Annotated in this window: 19 protein-coding genes; 6 read left to right on the forward strand and 13 right to left on the reverse strand. The window is 65.3% G+C overall.

Going from position 1 to position 17574, the window contains the following annotated elements:
• The first annotated feature begins 3 nt into the window (after nt 1–3).
• The 3 genes from E8M84_RS01235 (at nt 4) to E8M84_RS01245 (ending at nt 3976) form a co-directional block, all read left to right on the forward strand.
• A complete protein-coding gene (locus tag E8M84_RS01235; RefSeq protein ID WP_137109359.1) occupies nt 4–951 on the forward strand; it encodes an NAD(P)H-binding protein in 948 nt (315 codons plus the stop codon).
• A gap of 174 nt (nt 952–1125) precedes the next feature.
• Complete coding sequence (gene pnp / locus E8M84_RS01240) at nt 1126–3267, forward strand: polyribonucleotide nucleotidyltransferase (RefSeq protein ID WP_137109360.1); 2142 nt, start codon at nt 1126–1128, stop codon at nt 3265–3267.
• Between the two features lie 127 nt (nt 3268–3394).
• Entirely contained in the window at nt 3395–3976 is a 582-nt protein-coding gene (locus tag E8M84_RS01245) for a L,D-transpeptidase (RefSeq protein ID WP_137109361.1), read from the forward strand.
• On the opposite strand, the gene ureG is transcribed toward E8M84_RS01245, so the two are convergent.
• The 12 genes from ureG to greA all read right to left on the reverse strand — a co-directional run bounded on the left by ureG (nt 3973) and on the right by greA (nt 11876).
• On the reverse strand, nt 3973–4596 hold the full coding sequence (ureG, locus tag E8M84_RS01250) for an urease accessory protein UreG (protein ID WP_137109362.1): 624 nt from the start codon (nt 4594–4596) through the stop codon (nt 3973–3975). The genes E8M84_RS01245 and ureG overlap by 4 nt on opposite strands.
• Nucleotides 4593–5255, reverse strand: coding sequence for an urease accessory protein UreF (locus E8M84_RS01255; protein ID WP_170971813.1), 663 nt, complete (start codon nt 5253–5255; stop codon nt 4593–4595). The genes ureG and E8M84_RS01255 overlap by 4 nt, the downstream gene beginning before the upstream one ends.
• On the reverse strand, nt 5212–5700 hold the full coding sequence (locus tag E8M84_RS01260; RefSeq protein WP_137109364.1) for an urease accessory protein UreE: 489 nt from the start codon (nt 5698–5700) through the stop codon (nt 5212–5214). Before E8M84_RS01260 ends, E8M84_RS01255 begins: the two co-directional genes overlap by 44 nt.
• Before the next feature lies 1 nt (nt 5701).
• Nucleotides 5702–7411 (reverse strand): urease subunit alpha, encoded by a 1710-nt coding sequence (gene ureC / locus E8M84_RS01265; RefSeq protein WP_137109365.1) that lies wholly within the window; start codon nt 7409–7411, stop codon nt 5702–5704.
• A gap of 10 nt (nt 7412–7421) precedes the next feature.
• A complete protein-coding gene (locus E8M84_RS01270; RefSeq protein ID WP_137109366.1) occupies nt 7422–7730 on the reverse strand; it encodes an antifreeze protein in 309 nt (102 codons plus the stop codon).
• Nucleotides 7731–7764: 34 nt separating this feature from the next.
• On the reverse strand, nt 7765–8070 hold the full coding sequence (locus E8M84_RS01275) for an urease subunit beta (RefSeq protein WP_137109367.1): 306 nt from the start codon (nt 8068–8070) through the stop codon (nt 7765–7767).
• The gene (locus E8M84_RS21360) at nt 8067–8243 is read right to left on the reverse strand and encodes a hypothetical protein (RefSeq protein ID WP_170971814.1); all 177 of its coding nucleotides are present in this window, start codon (nt 8241–8243) and stop codon (nt 8067–8069) included. Before E8M84_RS21360 ends, E8M84_RS01275 begins: the two co-directional genes overlap by 4 nt.
• A gap of 7 nt (nt 8244–8250) precedes the next feature.
• Nucleotides 8251–8553 carry an urease subunit gamma gene (locus tag E8M84_RS01280; RefSeq protein WP_137109368.1) on the reverse strand — a complete coding sequence of 101 codons (303 nt, stop codon included), beginning with the start codon at nt 8551–8553 and terminating at the stop codon, nt 8251–8253.
• On the reverse strand, nt 8550–9389 hold the full coding sequence (locus tag E8M84_RS01285) for an urease accessory protein UreD (protein WP_170971815.1): 840 nt from the start codon (nt 9387–9389) through the stop codon (nt 8550–8552). Before E8M84_RS01285 ends, E8M84_RS01280 begins: the two co-directional genes overlap by 4 nt.
• Nucleotides 9390–9539: 150 nt before the next feature.
• Nucleotides 9540–10196: a peroxiredoxin gene (locus E8M84_RS01290; protein ID WP_137109370.1), complete on the reverse strand. Its 657-nt coding sequence runs from the start codon at nt 10194–10196 to the stop codon at nt 9540–9542.
• Between the two features lie 151 nt (nt 10197–10347).
• On the reverse strand, nt 10348–11376 hold the full coding sequence (locus tag E8M84_RS01295) for a hypothetical protein (RefSeq protein ID WP_240790255.1): 1029 nt from the start codon (nt 11374–11376) through the stop codon (nt 10348–10350).
• A 29-nt stretch (nt 11377–11405) separates the two neighbouring features.
• Nucleotides 11406–11876 (reverse strand): transcription elongation factor GreA, encoded by a 471-nt coding sequence (gene greA / locus E8M84_RS01300; RefSeq protein ID WP_137110790.1) that lies wholly within the window; start codon nt 11874–11876, stop codon nt 11406–11408.
• Nucleotides 11877–12155: 279 nt separating this feature from the next.
• Between greA and E8M84_RS01305 the strand changes: the two genes are divergently transcribed.
• The 3 genes from E8M84_RS01305 to E8M84_RS01315 all read left to right on the forward strand — a co-directional run bounded on the left by E8M84_RS01305 (nt 12156) and on the right by E8M84_RS01315 (nt 16493).
• The gene (locus E8M84_RS01305; protein ID WP_137109372.1) at nt 12156–13802 is read left to right on the forward strand and encodes an electron transfer flavoprotein-ubiquinone oxidoreductase; all 1647 of its coding nucleotides are present in this window, start codon (nt 12156–12158) and stop codon (nt 13800–13802) included.
• 128 nt (nt 13803–13930) lie between these two features.
• Entirely contained in the window at nt 13931–15649 is a 1719-nt protein-coding gene (locus E8M84_RS01310; protein ID WP_137109373.1) for a tetratricopeptide repeat protein, read from the forward strand.
• A complete protein-coding gene (locus tag E8M84_RS01315; protein WP_137109374.1) occupies nt 15639–16493 on the forward strand; it encodes a 4-(cytidine 5'-diphospho)-2-C-methyl-D-erythritol kinase in 855 nt (284 codons plus the stop codon). The genes E8M84_RS01310 and E8M84_RS01315 overlap by 11 nt, the downstream gene beginning before the upstream one ends.
• A 361-nt stretch (nt 16494–16854) precedes the next feature.
• Here the strand turns inward: E8M84_RS01315 and fliP are convergent, their stop codons facing one another.
• Nucleotides 16855–17547 carry a flagellar type III secretion system pore protein FliP gene (gene fliP / locus E8M84_RS01320; RefSeq protein ID WP_137110791.1) on the reverse strand — a complete coding sequence of 231 codons (693 nt, stop codon included), beginning with the start codon at nt 17545–17547 and terminating at the stop codon, nt 16855–16857.
• Between the last annotated feature and the right edge of the window lie 27 nt (nt 17548–17574).

Raw genomic sequence — 17574 nt, forward strand, 5'->3', positions numbered from 1 at the left:
AGCATGGCCCCATTTTCCATCCTGCTCCTCGGCGGCACCGGCACCATCGGCCGGGCGACTGCGCAGGCTCTGCGGGCCGAGGGTCACCACGTCACTGCCCTGATCCGCCCGCAGGCCGACGCCAATCTCCTGCTTGGTTGCACAGTGATCCGGGGAAATCTGCCCGACGCCTTTCCCGAGGCGATGATCGGCATCGACGCCGTCGTTTCCTGCCTCGCCTCGCGTACCGGCGCGCCCCAGGACGCCTGGGCCGTCGACCATGCCGCCAATTCCGCTGCGCTGAAGGCCGCCGTGGCGGCAGGGGTCCGCCACTTCACCCTCCTCTCCGCCATCTGCGTGCAGAAACCGCTCCTGGAATTCCAGCGCGCGAAGCTCGCCTTCGAGGCCCAACTGCAGGCTGCACCGCTCAACTGGACCATCGTCCGCCCCACGGCCTTCTTCAAGTCCCTCTCGGGCCAGGTTCCCCGGGTCGCCAAGGGCCAACCCTTCCTTGTCTTCGGTGACGGGAAACTCACCGCCTGCAAACCCATCTCGGACGCCGACCTTGGCCGGTTCCTTGCCCTCACCCTGACCGACCCCGACAAGAGCAACCGCATCCTGCCCATCGGCGGCCCGGGTCCCGCGATCACCCCCTTGGACCAGGCCGCAATGCTGGAACGCCTTACCGGCCAACCCGTCCGCATCCGCCACGTCCCCGTTGCACTGATGCACGGGATCGTCGGCCTCCTCACCGCTCTCGGCACCCTGTCGCCGCGTCTGAGGGCCAAGGCCCAACTCGCCCGCATCGGCCGCTACTACGCCACGCAACCGATGCTCCTGTGGAACCCCGCGACCCAGACCTTCGACGCCGACGCCACGCCCGAGTTCGGCAGCGACCGGCTGGAGGACCACTACGCTGCCATGCTGCGGGGCGAAGTGGCGGATGACCGCGGGGCGCATGCGATCTTCTGACCGGGCTCCCGCATCCGTTCTTTCATTCGCAACGGTTTTCCTGTATGGCCCCCGCCATCTGAGACGTGCGGCCCGCCCCCGGGGCACATGCAAAGGATACGGGGGAAGGGCGGCAATGGGGCCGCCGGATAACGAGGGCACCGGCAGGGGCCGGGTCCTCAGAGGAAACGATACATGTTCAATGTGACCAAGAAATCGATCCAGTGGGGCAATGAAACGCTCACTCTGGAAACCGGGAAAGTTGCGCGTCAGGCCGATGGGTCGGTGATCGCGACGCTGGGCGAAACCCAGGTGATGGCCAACGTGACCTTCGCGAAATCCGCGAAGCCGGGCCAGGACTTCTTCCCGCTGACCGTTCACTACCAGGAAAAGTACTACGCAGCCGGCAAGATCCCCGGCGGCTTCTTCAAGCGCGAGGCGCGTCCTTCGGAGAAAGAGACGCTGACCTCGCGTCTGATCGACCGCCCGATCCGCCCGCTGTTCGTCGACGGCTTCCGCAACGAAGTGCTGGTCATGGCCACCGTGCTGTCCTGCGACCTGGTGAATGACCCCGACATCGTGGCGATGATTGCGGCCTCCGCCGCCCTGACCGTTTCGGGCGTGCCGTTCATGGGCCCGATCGGCGCGGCCCGCGTCGGTTTCGTCGACGGCCAGTATGTGCTGAACCCGGCGATGGACGACATGACGCAGCTGCGCATGAAGCCCGAACAGCGCCTGGACCTCGTCGTCGCCGGCACCAAGGACGCCGTGATGATGGTGGAATCCGAGGCTTACGAGCTGACGGAAGAGGAAATGCTCGGCGCCGTGGTGTTCGGTCACGAACAGATGCAGCCGGTGATCGACCTCATCATCGACTTCGCGGAATCCTCCGCCAAGGAACCCTACGACTTCTCGCCGCCCGATTTCTCGGACCTCTACGCCAAGGTGAAAAAGGCCGGTGAAAGCCTGATGCGCGCCGCCTTTGCGCTGCGTGACAAGCAGGAACGCACCACTGCCATCGAGGCAGCCGTCGCCGCGATCACCGCGAAGATGAGCGAGGAAGACCAGGCCGACCCGAACCTTTATCCGGCGATCAAGAAGCTGGAATCGGCGGTTCTGCGCGGTGACGTGGTCAAGAAAGGCGCCCGGATCGACGGCCGCGACACCAAGACCGTCCGCCCGATCGTCTGCGAAACCGGCGTCCTGCCGCGTGCGCATGGCTCGGCTCTGTTCACCCGGGGTGAAACCCAGGGCCTCGTTGTGACGACCCTTGGGACCGGCGAGGATGAGCAGATCATCGACGCGCTGAACGGCAACTACCGGTCGAACTTCCTCCTGCACTACAACTTCCCGCCCTACTCGGTCGGCGAAGTTGGCCGCGTGGGTTCGCCCGGCCGTCGTGAGATCGGCCACGGCAAGCTGGCCTGGCGCGCGCTGCAGGCGGTTCTGCCCGCGCCCACCGACTTCCCCTACACCATTCGCGTGGTGTCGGAGATCACCGAATCGAACGGCTCCTCGTCCATGGCTTCGGTCTGCGGCGGGTCCTTGTCGATGATGGACGCGGGCGTGCCGCTGAAGGCTCCGGTCGCGGGCGTCGCGATGGGTCTGGTGCTGGAAGAGGACGGTGACTGGGCGGTTCTGACCGACATCCTGGGCGACGAGGATCACCTCGGCGACATGGACTTCAAGGTCGCGGGCACCGCGGCTGGCATCACCTCGCTGCAGATGGACATCAAGATCGCCGGGATCACCCCCGACATCATGAAGCAGGCTCTCGCTCAGGCGAAAGACGGCCGTCTGCACATCCTGAATGAGATGGCCAAGGCGCTGACTGCCCCGCAGGGCTTCAGCGAATACGCCCCGAAGATCGAGACGATGCAGATCCCGACCGATAAGATCCGCGAAGTGATCGGCTCGGGCGGCAAGGTCATCCGCGAGATCGTCGAGGTTTCTGGTGCCAAGGTCGACATCAACGACGACGGCCAGATCAAGATCGCCTCGAACGACCAGAAGGCCATCAAGAAGGCCTACGACATGATCTGGTCGATCGTGGCAGAACCGGAAGAGGGCCAGATCTACACCGGCAAGGTGGTCAAGCTGGTCGACTTCGGCGCCTTCGTGAACTTCTTCGGCAAGCGCGACGGTTTGGTGCATGTGTCCCAGATCGCCAACAAGCGCCTGAACCACCCGAATGAGCTTCTGAAGGAAGGCCAGGAGGTCAAGGTCAAGCTTCTGGGCTTCGACGACCGCGGCAAGGTCCGCCTTGGCATGAAGATGGTCGACCAGGAGACCGGTGAGGAAATCACCGAGAAGAAGGAAGAGCCCGCCGAGGGCTGAGACCCTCTGATGGCGTGAACGTGAAGGCCTCGGGGGAAACCTCGGGGCCTTTTCCGTCTTGTCTCACGATGTCTTGTGGTGCGCGTGATCCGCAACCCCGCAAGGATCGCAACCAGAGGACAAGTCCATGATCATCACCCGCCGCAGCTTTATCGTGACCGGCCTCGCCGCCAGCCTGACCAGTCGCGCTTCTGCCCACCAGACCGCTGAAGACTGGGTGATGCCCGAGGAGTTCCTGCCCCGCCCGGTCCGCTTTGCCGAAGAGCAGTTCCCCGGCACGATCATCGTTGATCCGGATTACTTCGCACTGTACTTTGCGCTGACCCCAACGCGGGGCATGCAGTATTCGGTCGGTATTGGGCGCGGCAACCTGTACGAGTCGGGATTTTTCACCGTTGGCGCCAAAAAGGAGTGGCCATCCTGGCGGCCCACGGACGATATGATCGCGCGCGATCCGGATCATTATGGAAAATGGGCCGACGGCATGCCGGGCGGGCCGGACAATCCCTTGGGCGCGCGGGCGATCTACCTGTTCGACGAGGCGGGCAACGACACCTTCCTGCGCATCCACGGCACGCCCGAGCCTTGGACCATCGGGTCGGCGGTGTCGAATGGCTGTGTGCGGCTGGCGAACGCGGACATTGAGGCGCTGTATGAACAGGTTGAGCTTGGCGCGCCGATCTACCTCTTGCCAAGGTTGGAAAGCTAGGCGCGGACGTCCAGCCCTCCCAGTTCCGCCAGCAGCCCCACGATCCGGTCCAGCCCCTTGCCGCTGCGCAGGTCCGACAGCACGAAGGGCCGCCCCGCACGGGCCTTCGCCGCGTCGGATTCCAGCATTTCCAGATCGACGCCCACATAAGGCGCAAGGTCGGTCTTGTTCACCACAAGAATGTCCGACCGCATCAGCCCCGGCCCCTTCTTGCGCGGGATGTCCTGCCCCGCCGCCGTGTCGATCACATAAATCGTCAGGTCCGCCAGTTCCGGCGAAAACGTCGCCGCCAGATTGTCCCCGCCGCTTTCGATCAGGATCAGGTCCAGCGCCGGATGCACCGCGCGCAAGTCCGCCACCGCCGCCAGGTTGATGCTGGCATCCTCGCGGATCGCGGTATGCGGGCAGCCCCCGGTTTCCACCCCCCGAATGCGGTCCAGCGGCAGAACCTGCGCCCGCATCAGGAACTCGGCGTCCTCACGCGTGTAGATGTCGTTGGTGATGACCGCCATCGACAGCTGCGGCGCCAGAACCCGCGACAGAGCCGCCGTCAGCGTGGTCTTGCCCGCACCGACCGGGCCGCCGATGCCGACGCGGAGGGGACCGTTGGGCGATGTCATGACCGGAAAATCCTCGTTTCCATATGTTCCTGCGCCATCGCCGCGATATCCGCACCGGGGGTGAAGGTGAACAGCGCCTCCTCCCCCGCACCCGAGGCACGCCGGGCCGCATCCGCGATCACCGGGGCAAGCGCGGCCAGAATCCGCTGCGTCTCGCCCTGCCCCAGAGGCATGAACCGCACTGCGACCGACAGAAGTTGCACGGCAAGCGCCTGTAGATACAGGCCCAGAACCTCGACCTCCGGCACGTCGAGAGACGCCGTTTCACGAGCTAAAGCAAGCACATAGGGCAAGTCCGGCGCAGAAGCATCGGTCAGGGCGCGGAAGCCCCGGGCCAGTTCTGCCGCCTCCAGCCGCCGCCCGACTGCCGGGACGAAGGCGTCGTAAAGTTCGGCCAGCCGGTCAAGATCCGCCCCCGCCTGGCGACCCATTGACAGAAACACCGCATCGGCAAAGCCCGAGCCACGGCTGATGACCGCCGCCACCCAAGCCTCCATCCCCGCCCCGTCCCGCACGGCACCCGAAGCAATCGCCCATTCCAACCCCTGCGAATGCGCGAAGGACCCGATGGGGAAGGCCGGCGAAAGGATCTGCGTCAGGCGCAGGCGGTCAAGCTCAGCCATGATGCGCCAGCGGAAAGCCATGCGGCCCGTGGTCATGCCCCAGCGTCCGGCCATGGCCATAGGCCCCGCCTTCCGGGTGGAACGGGCCGATCACGCGCTCAAGCCTAGCCCCCAGCCCGACCAGCATGCCCTCAAGCACATGGTCCTGCCGGATCACCAGCCAGCCCTCTTGCACCTCGCACGGCGTGTGCCGGTTCCCGATATGCCACGCCAGCCGCGCCAGGTTCGGCCCCGTCACCCGCACCACGGGTTCGTCCGCCGCGCGCACCTCGATCCGGCGGCCATCGTCGGTTTCCAAAGCATCGCCGGGGTCCAGGTTCGTCGTTTGCGCCAGGTCCACCATCACCGGCTCGCCCGCGTCGGTCATCAGCCGCTTTCGGCGCAGGAACCGTTCGTCATAGGACAGTGTCACCACGGCGGCGGCGGCCCCGTGCCATTTACCTTTTGGCAGATGCGTGCGGGCGGGAAGCGGGAAGGCCATGTCAGTACAGGAAATAGCGTTGGGCAAGGGGAAGTTCGGTGGCAGGCGCACAGGTCAGCAGCTCACCGTCTGCACGGACCTCGTAGGTCTCCGGATGTACCTCGATCATCGGCATCGCGTTGTTCAGCTTTAGGTCCGCCTTCGTCACCGACCGCGTTCCTGAAACCGGCACCAAATCCTTGCGCAGCCCCAGCTGCCCGCCAACCCCCGCCGCCTCTGCCGCCGCACTCACGAACAGTACCGCCCCCCGTTCCACCGACCGGCCAAAGGCCCCAAACATGGGGCGTGAGAACACCGGCTGCGGCGTCGGGATACTGGCATTGGTATCCCCCATCTGCGCCATGGCTATCGACCCGCCGACCAGCACCATCTCGGGCTTGGCGCCAAAGAACGCAGGCAACCACAACACCAGATCCGCCCGCTTGCCGACCTCGATACTGCCGACATTCGCGCTGAACCCCTGCGCCAGCGCCGGGTTGATCGTGTATTTCGCCACATAGCGGCGCACCCGAACGTTGTCGTTGTCCCCCGTCTCCTCGCTCAGCCGACCGCGCTGCTGCTTCATCTTGTGCGCGGTTTGCCAGGTGCGGGTGATGACTTCGCCCACCCGGCCCATCGCCTGACTGTCCGACGAGATGATCGAGAACGCCCCCATGTCGTGCAGGATGTCCTCGGCCGCAATGGTCTCACGCCGGATGCGGCTTTCGGCAAAGGCCACGTCCTCGGGGATCGAGCGGTCGAGGTGGTGGCAGACCATCAGCATGTCGAGATGCTCTTCGATGGTGTTTACCGTGTAGGGCATCGTCGGGTTGGTAGAGGAAGGCAGCACGTTCGGCTGGCTGACCACCTTGATGATGTCCGGGGCATGGCCGCCCCCAGCGCCCTCGGTGTGGAAGGCGTGGATCGTGCGGCCCTTGATCGCGGCCAGGGTGTTCTCGACAAAGCCCGACTCGTTCAGCGTGTCGGTATGGATCATCACCTGCACGTCCATGTCGTCCGCGACCGAAAGGCAGCAGTCGATGGCGGCGGGTGTCGTTCCCCAATCTTCGTGCAATTTCAACGCACAAGCGCCAGCATTGACCATCTCGACCAGTGCCTCGGGACGGCTGGCGTTGCCCTTCCCCGACAGGCCGAAGTTGATCGGGAACGCGTCCAGCGCTTGCAGCATCCGCCCGATGTGCCACGGCCCCGGCGTACAGGTGGTGGCCAATGTCCCATGCGCCGGTCCGGTCCCGCCGCCCAGCATCGTGGTGATCCCGGAATGCAGCGCGTCCTCGATCTGGCCGGGGGCGATGAAGTGGATGTGGGCGTCGATACCGCCCGCGGTCAGGATGCGCCCCTCACCGGCGATGACCTCGGTCCCCGGTCCGATGATGATGGTCACGCCGGGCTGAGTGTCAGGGTTGCCCGCCTTGCCGATGGCATGGATCAACCCCTCGCGCAGGCCGACATCGGCCTTGTATATACCCGTCCAGTCGACGATCAGCGCGTTGGTGATGACTGTATCTACAGTCCCGCCTGACCGAGGCACCTGGCTTTGCCCCATCCCGTCGCGGATCACCTTGCCCCCGCCGAACTTGACCTCCTCGCCGTAAGTGGTCATGTCACGTTCAACCTCGATGATAAGGTCGGTGTCACCCAGCCGGACCCGGTCACCCGTGGTTGGGCCATACATTGCGGCGTAGTCTGAGCGGGCAATCCGGTGGGCCATTGGCTGTCCTTCAGGGGGTTCCGGGTCCGCGCTTTGCCAGACGCTTGGCATTCGCGCTGGTCCGGCGGCGGATGGGTTTCAGGGCATGATCGGCAATGACGGCGGGCGATTTGCCCTGCATCGCCGCGCGGGTGGCAGAGACGGCTGACTGCTGCACGGCGTCCAGCTTCTCGCTGACCATGCGAACGTTTTCTGACGGGGTGACGCGCCACAGGCCAGCCATGCCCAGCATGCGCATTCCGATCACCATCTGAGCTTCGGCCAGCATCGTTGCCGTGCGGATCGACAGGCTCATCATCTGTATCGGGGTCGGGAACATCGGGGTTTCCTTTCAGGGCTGTGTTTGGAACAGCCTACAGCGGTCCCATGACAGCTGCGTTGAACCCATACACATGGCGACGCCCCAGGATCGGAACAAGCCGCACCTCGCGCGATTGCCCCGGCTCGAACCGCACCGCCGTCCCTGCCGGGATGTCCAGCCGCTGTCCCCGTGCTGCTGCGCGGTCGAAGTCCAGCCCGGGGTTCGTCTCGGCAAAGTGGTAGTGGCTACCCACCTGCACCGGGCGGTCCCCGGTATTCGCGACCATCAGCACCGTGACCGGCGCACCCGCGTTCAGCTCGATCTCGCCCGCGGCGGCCAGGATCTCCCCCGGGATCATCGCCGCGACCGACGCTTGATGACCACGCCGACGACAACCACCAGCGCCAGGGCGATCAGCGCCAGGTGGTCCGGCTCGGTCAGGAAATGCGCCGGGCCGGTGGTGGTGTGATCCCCGGGATGAGCAAGGGCGGGTGAGGCGGAGGCAAGCAGCAGGAGAAGGGAGTGTTTCATTTGGACCTCAACGGATGGGATGGTGGACGGTCACAAGCTTGGTGCCGTCGGGAAAGGTGGCCTCGACCTGGACCGAATGGATCATCTCGGGCACCCCCGCCATGCACTGGTCGCGGGTGATGACATGGGCGCCGGCCTGCATCAGGTCCGACACGCTCCGCCCGTCCCGCGCGCCTTCGACGACGAAATCGGTGATCAGCGCGATCGCCTCGGGGTGGTTCAGCTTGACGCCGCGCGCCAGCCGGCCCCGGGCGACCATCGCGGCCAGCGAGACCAGCAGCTTGTCCTTCTCCCGCGGGGTCAGGTTCATGGGGTCACTCCCTGCATCTGCCAGACGCGCGGCAGGGGTCGGCCCGTCAGCCGCGCCATCGCCGCGCCAAGATAAAGCTTCAGGGGCCAGGGCTCTGCCGCCACCGCCCGCAATAGACAGCGCCCGTTCCAGCCCGACACCGCAGCCGTGACACCCTCCGGCACCGCCACTGCGCGCAAGCTGTCCACCGCCGCCTCACGCCCCGAACCGCAGAAGGCCAGCGTCGCGAAGGCCGACCCGCCGCCCAGAACCGCCGCACTGTCCGTCACCGCCCCCGCGTCCAGCCGCAGCTGTTCCACCCACAGGGGCCGCCCCCGCAGCGTCACCCGCCGCCGGTCCGCCAATCGGGCTGCCCGGGGCCGTTCGCCCATTGCCCGCCGCCCAAGCACCACCATCTCCAGCAGCAGACAGCCCGCCCCGTCGCCCAGCTCAACCTCGGTCGCCCGCTCCAGGTTCGAGCCTTCGAACAGAATCGTCTCCTGCGGCAGCCAGACCAGATCCGCACCCGCCCCAGCGCTTAGCGCCACGCGCAGACGCGCCGGTTCATCGGGCGCCAGATAGGCCCTTTCGGCCGTCTGGGTCGTGGCCGTCACCTTCGCCCGCTCCGCCAGATCCAGCGCAAACCCGATCCGGTCACCCGAGGTCAGCCCGCCCGAGGTGTTCAGGAAAACCACCTCAGGCCGCTCCGGCGTCGACCGCGGCAGCATCGCCCGGGCCGAGCCCTCCTGCCGCAGGTCTGCCAGCCGCGTCACCGGCCCTGCCGCCACAAGCCGCACCGACGCCTGCCCGAAGGCACGCTGGCTCTGGGTGCGGATGGCTTGAAAGTCGCGCGGCATGGTTCCCCCGTCTCGCGCCCAGATAACGACCCCGCTTCCGGGCCAGCAATTCGGATCGCCCCAAGACAGAAAGGGTCGGCACCCCAACCGGATGCCGACCCCCATCATGCTCAAAATTCAGGCAGTCTGCCCGAAATCCGGGCTAACCGCTCAAGCCGGGGACTTCGCGAAGCGCAGATACGGCAGCTTGATGTCCAGCTCGCCAAACCGCTCCTTGGCCTGGTCGTTGTTCAGCGCCAGCGCCACGATCACGTCCTGCCCCGGCACCCAGTTCGCCGGAGTCGCCAGCGGCACCCCATCGGTCTTCTGCACCGCGTCCAGCGCCCGCAGGATCTCCGCGAAGTTCCGCCCGATCGACATCGGATAGGTCATCGACAGGCGGATCTTCTTGTCTGGCCCGACGATATAGACCGTACGCACCGTCGCCGAGTTCGCCGGGGTCCGCCCCTCGGTCGGCAGGTAATAGTCGGCGGGCAGCATGTCATAGGCCTTGGCCACCGTCAGGCTGGTGTCGTCGATGATCGGGAAATCCGCCGGGGCGCCACCAAAGGCCTCGATGTCGCGCTTCCACTTGCCGTGGTCTTCCACGCTGTCGACCGACACGCCGATGACCTTGGTCTTGCGCTTGGCCCATTCCGGGGCAAGCTGGGCGACGGCGGCGAATTCCGTGGTGCAGACCGGGGTAAAGTCGCGCGGGTGGCTGAAGATGATGCCATAGCTGTCGCCCAGCCACTCATGAAACTTGATCGTTCCGGCAGTGGACTCGGCAGTGAAATCTGGGGCGATGTCGTTGATGCGGATGGCCATGAGAACCTCGCTTGGCTTGGAATCCTGTCTGACGGCAAAGATAGGCGAAACGGAACAGGGTTTCATCCCCCCGCGTGATTGGCCGGTTAATTAGGAAATTCGTTCCATTGCAAATGCCCAGGACAGCGGAAACGTCCCACGAGCCACAGGATCAGTCGAACGTCCCCGTCACCCGCCCGAACAGCATGAAGGCCCGCGCGGTGCGGGTGTCGGCCAGATCGGCAAGCTCGGCATCGGTGGCATTCGGCTCGAACACGGCCACGGTCTTGTCGAAGGCCCGCAGGAAATGGTGCGCCGCATCCCGGAACACCGGGTCGGACTTCATCCGCGCCGCTGTCAGTGCCAGTGAGGTCCGATCCCGGATGCCGCCCAGCGCCGCGATGGACCGTCCACGTTCCCCCGCCGCGAAGCGCCGCCACAGCTCCGGGTGGCACATGTCCGGCTGCAGGTCGTCCATGTAGATGCCGTCCTGGCTCAGCAGCGTCAGCACGTCCTGGGCCGCGCGGATCAACTTGGACGAGGTCCGGTCTTCCAGCGCCAGCCGCAGGGCACGAAAGCCTTCCTTGTCTTCGGGGGTTTCCGGGAACTGCAGCGCCCGGATGAAATGCGCCACCGACAACGGCGGGCGGAAATCCTCGGCCGGGGTGCCCAGCGCGAGGGTCGGTTCTTCCGCCGCAGGCTCGGGCCGGGGCTGCACCAGCGCGGCCTTGCGATCAGCCGACGGCACCACATGCGCCGCGTCCCGGCGCGAGGTGAAGGTGGCCAGCACCGTTTCCGCCTGCTTGGTCGAGGCGGCAATCTCGTCGATCTTCTTCTCGACCGACGGTTTCAGACCTGCTGGCTGCGCTTGCGCCTGTGCCTGCACATAGCTTGACCGCATAGCATCCACCGTCGCCTGCAACCGCTTGGCTTCGGCGCGCAACTCGCGGATCGACCGCAAGGTAATGACCACCGCCCAGATCAGCGCAATCGGCAGAAAGACCATGAGCAGCGTCATGACCAGTCCCAGCGTCCGGGTCTCGCTGCCCGGTGGGGTGACCAGCACATAGACCAGGATCAGGATCACCCAGACCAGACTAAGGCCGACGCCCGCGATCTCCATTCCGCGGCTCGGCTGGTCGTTCAGCTGCGCCAAGGGGCCGGACCCAAGTCCGTTGTCACCTCTGGGCGGTTCGATCACCGGTTTCACCTGGGCAACTTCCCCCCAGATCAGATGTAGCGGATCGACAGGATTTCATAAGACCGGATTCCGCCCGGGGTCTTCACCTCGACCGAGTCCCCTTCGTCCTTGCCGATCAAGGCCCGCGCCAGGGGCGAGCGCATGTTGAGAAGGCCGTTCTCGATGTCGGCTTCAACTTCGCCGACGATCTGGTAGGTCTTCTCTTCGTCGCTGTCCTCGTCGACAAGCGTGACGGTCGCGCCGAACTTGATCGCGCCGGACAGCTTGGATGGGTCGATCACCTCGGCCAGGGACAACGTGCCTTCCAGCTCCTTGATCCGCCCTTCGATGAAGCCCTGTTTTTCGCGCGCTGCATGGTATTCGGCGTTTTCCGACAGATCGCCATGCTCGCGGGCTTCGGCGATATCCCGGATGATCGCCGGACGGTCCACCGTCTTCAGCTGCTTCAGTTCCGCATCCAGCGCGTCGAACCCACGCCGGGTCATCGGGATCTTTTCCATCGGCATTCCACAGTAAAAGAAGAAGTCACGGATCGAGGCACGATCCATGACTTCGGGCTAGGCTGCTGTCACCTCACCCGATGAAGCCCTGAATTGCAAGGGGGCATGCCGCGGACAGGCGGCGTCCGGTCGCCCGGAAGACAGATTGTTTCGCACCCCGATGCGCCTTTGGCGTGATGTTGCGTCATGGTTGACCTTGGGTCGCGCCTGCGGCAACAGGGAAGCCGCGAAAAGCCAGCGTTTCAGGGCAGGCTGGGGCTGCCCGGGGAAGGACAAGCGATGACCGCCATTCAGCGCGAGAAGATGGATTATGACGTCGTGATCGTCGGCGCAGGGCCTGCGGGCCTGTCAGCGGCGATCCGGCTGAAGCAACTGGACCCGGAGCGGTCAGTCGTGGTGCTGGAGAAAGGCTCCGAAGTCGGGGCGCATATCCTGTCCGGTGCAGTGCTTGATCCGTCGGGACTCGATGCCCTCCTGCCCGACTGGCGCAACATGGACGCACCGATCAAGACCGCGGTGAAAGAGGACAATTTCTACCTCCTCGGCCCCGCCGGTCAGGTCCGCATCCCGAACTGGCCGATGCCGCCGCTGATGTCGAACCACGGCAACTACATCGTCTCGATGGCCAACGTCTGCCGCTGGATGGCCGGTGTGGCCGAAGGGCTAGGCGTCGAAATCTTCCCCGGCATGGCCTGCTCGGAACTCGTCTTCGAGGATGACAAGGTCGTCGGCGTCGTCGCGGGCGAATTCGGCCGCGACCCCGAAACGCGCGAGCCCGGCCCGTCCTACGAACCCGGCATGGAACTGCGCGGCAAGTATGTCTTCCTCTCCGAAGGCGTCCGCGGCAGCCTCGCCAAGCAGGTGATCGCCAAGTACGACCTCTCCAAAGGCCACTGCCCGCAGAAGTTCGGCCTTGGCATGAAGGAAATCTGGGAGATCGACCCGGCCAAGCACCGCGAGGGCACCGTCACCCACACGATGGGCTGGCCGCTGGGCAAGAACGCAGGCGGCGGCAGCTTCATCTATCATCTTGAAAACAATCAGGTCTACGTCGGCTTCGTCGTCCACCTGAACTACGAAAACCCCCACCTCTACCCCTACATGGAATTCCAGCGCTTCAAGCACCACCCGATGGTCGCGGAACTCCTCAAGGGCGGCAAGCGCGTGGCCTATGGCGCGCGGGCGATCAGCGAAGGCGGCTGGCAGTCGATCCCCAAGATGGTCGCACCGGGCGTGGCCCTCCTCGGCTGCAGCGCCGGTCTGGTTAACGTCCCCCGCATCAAGGGCAACCACAACGCCATGCTGTCCGGCAAGGCCGCCGCCGAGGCTGCCCATGCCGCCATCACCGCGGGACGCGCGCAAGACGAACTGACCGCCTACGAGACCGAGGTCCGCACCGGCGCCATCGGCAAGGACCTGAAGAAAGTCCGCAACGTCAAACCGCTCTGGTCACGCTACGGGCTGACCGCCAGCCTGATGGGCGGCGGCGTCGACATGTGGCTGAACACCTTCGGCCTTACCGCCTTCGGCACGCTCCGCCACAAGAAATCCGACGCCGCCTCGACGGGCCTCGCCAAGGACTTCAAACCGATCGACTACCCCAAACCTGACGGAAAGCTCTCGTTCGACCGGCTCACCAATGTGGCCTTCTCCTTCACCAACCACGACGAAGGCCAGCCCGCCCATCTGGTGCTGAAGGACCCGTCCATCCCGATCCAGGTCAACCTGCCGAAATATGCCGAACCCGCCCAGCGCTACTGCCCCGCTGGCGTCTACGAAGTCCTCGGCGAAGGCAATGACGCAACCTTCCGGATCAACTTCCAGAACTGCGTCCACTGCAAGACCTGCGACATCAAGGACCCCTCGCAGAACATCAACTGGACCACGCCGATGGGTGGCGGCGGGCCGAACTATCCCAACATGTGACGCCCCTCCGGGCGCGACTCACGAAAGCTTGTCCGAAACACCGGGGCCCGGCCGCAAGGTCGGGCCCCGCCGCATTGCGCGACAGCGTCAGCCGGGCTACCTTCCCGCTGATCGGCAAGGAGAGGCCCATGCGTTCCGTCGTTTCCCGCACCTTGTCCGCCCTCGTGTTCGCGGCGGCGATGGGTGCGCCCCTTCATGCAGACGAAAAGCAGGACTCTGGTGCCTACCTTGCTGCACGGGTCGCCGAAGCCGAAAACGACTTCACCTCTGCAGCCACCTGGTACGGCCGGGCCATAACCGCCGATCCCGGCAACCCGACCCTTCTCGACGGCGCCATCCTGGCTGAACTCGGCACAGGCGACTTTGCCCTTGCCATCGAGGTCGCGAAACGGCGGCAGGACGTGGGCATCGAACTCGGCCTCGACTCCAGCCAGCTTGCCGACATGACCCTTTTGGCCGACGAAGCCAACCGCGAGGACTATGCCGCCATCGCCACCGCCGGGCGCGACGTCGGCGATCTTGCGAACCAGCTGGTCCTGGCTTGGGCCAAGGTCGGCGAAGGCAAGATGTCCGAGGCTCTCGCCGACTTCGACGCCGTCACCCAGAAGCAAGGCTATGAGGCCTTCGGCTATTACCACAAGGCCCTTGCCCTGGCGTCGGTCGGCGACTTCGAAGGCGCCGACGAAATCCTGTCCGGACGGGCCGCCGGGCCCATCGTGGTGATGCGGCGCGGCGTCTTCGCCCATGCCCAGATCCTCAGCCAGCTGGAGCGCAATGCCGATGCGCTGGCGCTCCTCGACCGCAGCTTCGGCCCCGGCCCCGACCCCATCGTCGATGCTGTCCGCCGTCGGTTGCAGGCGGGCGAGCCGATCCCCTTCGACACCGTCCGCACGGCCAAGGATGGGATTGCCGAAGTGTTCTACTCGATCTCGACCGCCCTGAACGGCGAGGCTGATCCGGTCTACACCCTCATCCACCTCCGCGTGGCGGGCTACCTGCGTCCGGATCATTCAGATGCACTTCTGCTGACCGCCGATGTGCTGCAGGATCTCGGCCAGCATGATCTGGCAGTCCAGACCTACACGGCGTTCAAATCCGACGATCCCGCCTTCGTCACGGCTGAAATCGGACGGGCTGGAGCACTCGGGTTGCAAGGCAAGGCCGATGCCGCCATCGAGGCCTTGCAGACACTGGCCCGTGCCCATGGTGATCTTGTTTCGGTGCAATTTGCCCTTGCCGATGTCTTGCGCGGAGAGGAACGGTTCGATGAAGCCGAAGTCGCCTATTCCGCAGCCATCGACCTGACCAAGGCCGCCGGAAACGAGGACTGGGTGCTCTACTTCTACCGTGGCATCTGCCACGAACAGACCAAGGACTGGGCCCCCGCCGAAGCCGATTTTCGCAAGGCGCTGGAGCTGAACCCAACCCAGCCGCAGGTGCTCAATTACCTCGGCTATGGCCTGGTCGACCGGGGCGAAAAGCTCGACGAGGCGCTCGGCATGATCGAAAAGGCCGTCGCCGCCGATCCCGAACAGGGCTACATCATCGACAGCTTGGCCTGGGCCTTCTTCAAGCTTGGCCGCTACGCCGAGGCGCTGGAGCCGATGGAGCGCGCGTCGCTTCTGGAACCGGTCGATCCCATCGTCACCGATCACTTGGGCGACGTCTACTGGATGAACGACCGCAAGCTTGAGGCGCGCTTTCAATGGCGGCGTGCCCTGTCGTTCAATCCGACGGAAACGGATCAGGCGCGCATCCAGCGCAAGCTGGAGATTGGCCTGGATGCCGTGATGGTCGAGGAAGGCACCGCCAAGGCTCCGGTCAAGGCCGCCGAGAATGGCAACTGAGCCGATCCGCGAACCGGCACCGGCCAAGCTGAACCTCTGTCTCCACGTTACCGGCCGCCGGGCCGACGGCTATCATCTGCTGGACAGTCTGGTGGTCTTCGCCGATGTCGCCGACCGGATCGAGGTATCTGCCGGTGCAGGGCTGTCCCTGCATCTGGCCGGTCCCGAAGCTGCCGGATTGCAGGCTGAGCCCGACAATCTGGTCCTCCGGGCGGCCCGTCTCATGGGCGTGACGGATGTGGCGATCCGGTTGGAAAAGCACCTGCCCGTCGCGTCTGGCATCGGTGGCGGCTCGACCGATGCGGCTGCGACCTTGCGCGCCCTGACGCGGCACGCCGGAAAACCCCTTCCTGCGGTTCAGGACGCGCTGCGCCTTGGTGCCGACGTGCCGGTCTGTCTGGTCGGCCGCCCAGTGCGGATGTCCGGGATTGGCGAAACGCTGGCCGGACTTCCTCCGTTGCCGCCAATGTGGGTGGTCCTGGTGAACCCCCGCGTGGCCGTGTCGACGCCGCAGGTCTTTGCCGCCCTCACCGCGCGGGACAACCCGCCCCTGCCGGATTTGCCTGCAGCCGCCGTGTCGTCGGCGCAGGGTTTCACCGACTGGCTCGCCACCCATACCCGAAACGACCTTGTCCCCCCGGCGGTTGCGGTCGCCCCGATCCTGATTGACGTGCAGCAGGCCCTCGCCGGAACGCCGAACTGCCTCCTTGCCCGAATGTCGGGGTCGGGCGGTACCCACTTCGGCCTTTACGCGACCGTGAAGGCCGCAGACACCGCTGCCCGCCAGCTTGCTGCAAGGCATCCTGACTGGTGGATCTCCAAGGGTCGCATCCTGGACGCCTGAGGCGGGCGAGGGTTGGTTCGCCTCCTGTCCCGATGGTTTTCCCGTGGCGGCGTCAAGGACAGGTTGGATGGTCGCTTCTCCGTCTGGCGGGTCTAACCTGGCGTCATGGACCCGCTGACCGTCCAAGTCTGACTTGGCCGCGTCCAGGCACCACCAGACGCCATCTGCACCGCTGTCACCCTGCGCTCAGCCTGGCCCGTCTGGTGGGACGGTCCGTACCGCAAACAACGAAAACCCTGCCCGCCAGCGGCCAAGTTCACGGATTAAGAAACGGCAAACGCCCACGGCCAAGTCATTGATATTGCTGTTACATCAGGTTTTGTCCACCGTGGACACTTTTGCGGCCTCCACTCCGAGGCCCTCAAAAATAGCCCCTGACCAGCGCCCCCGATACCAACGCCCAGCCGTCCGCCACCACGAAGAAGATCAGCTTGAAGGGCAGCGCGACAACGGCGGGCGGGACCATCATCATCCCCATCGACATCAGGATCGCCGCGACGACGAGGTCGATGATCAGGAAGGGCAGGAAAATCATGAACCCGATCTCGAACGCCCGCTGGATCTCGGACAAGAGGAACGATGGGACGAGCAAGGACAGCGGCGCGTCGGTCGGGGCGACCGGGACTGCCGACCGCAGGTCCTGCAGGGTCTGCAGCGTCTCCGGATCGACCCGCGCGGCCATGAAGACCCGGAACGGCGCGATGGCCGCCTGCAGACCCGACCCCACCTCCATCGTCCCGTTCGTCATCGGTTCAATCCCCTTGACCCAGGCTTCGGAGAAGACCGGGTCCATCACATACCAGGTCAGGAACATCGCCAGGCTGATGATTAGCATATTCGGCGGGGCCTGCTGCAACCCGATCGCCTGCCGCAGGATCGACAGGACCGTGACGATGAAGGGAAAGCAGGTCACCATCACCGCCAGCCCCGGCACTATCGACAGGACGGTGACCAGCAGCAGCAATTGGACCGACCGCAACGAAAGCGACTCGCCCCCGCTGCCGCCGAAGTCGATGGACATCTGCTGCGCCAGGGCCGGTCCAGCGAGGAGCATCAGGGCGGCCGCCAGACCGACAGCACC

Origin of the sequence: Rhodobacter sp. SY28-1, assembly GCF_005222785.1 — a bacterium.
Taxonomy (GTDB): domain Bacteria; phylum Pseudomonadota; class Alphaproteobacteria; order Rhodobacterales; family Rhodobacteraceae; genus Tabrizicola.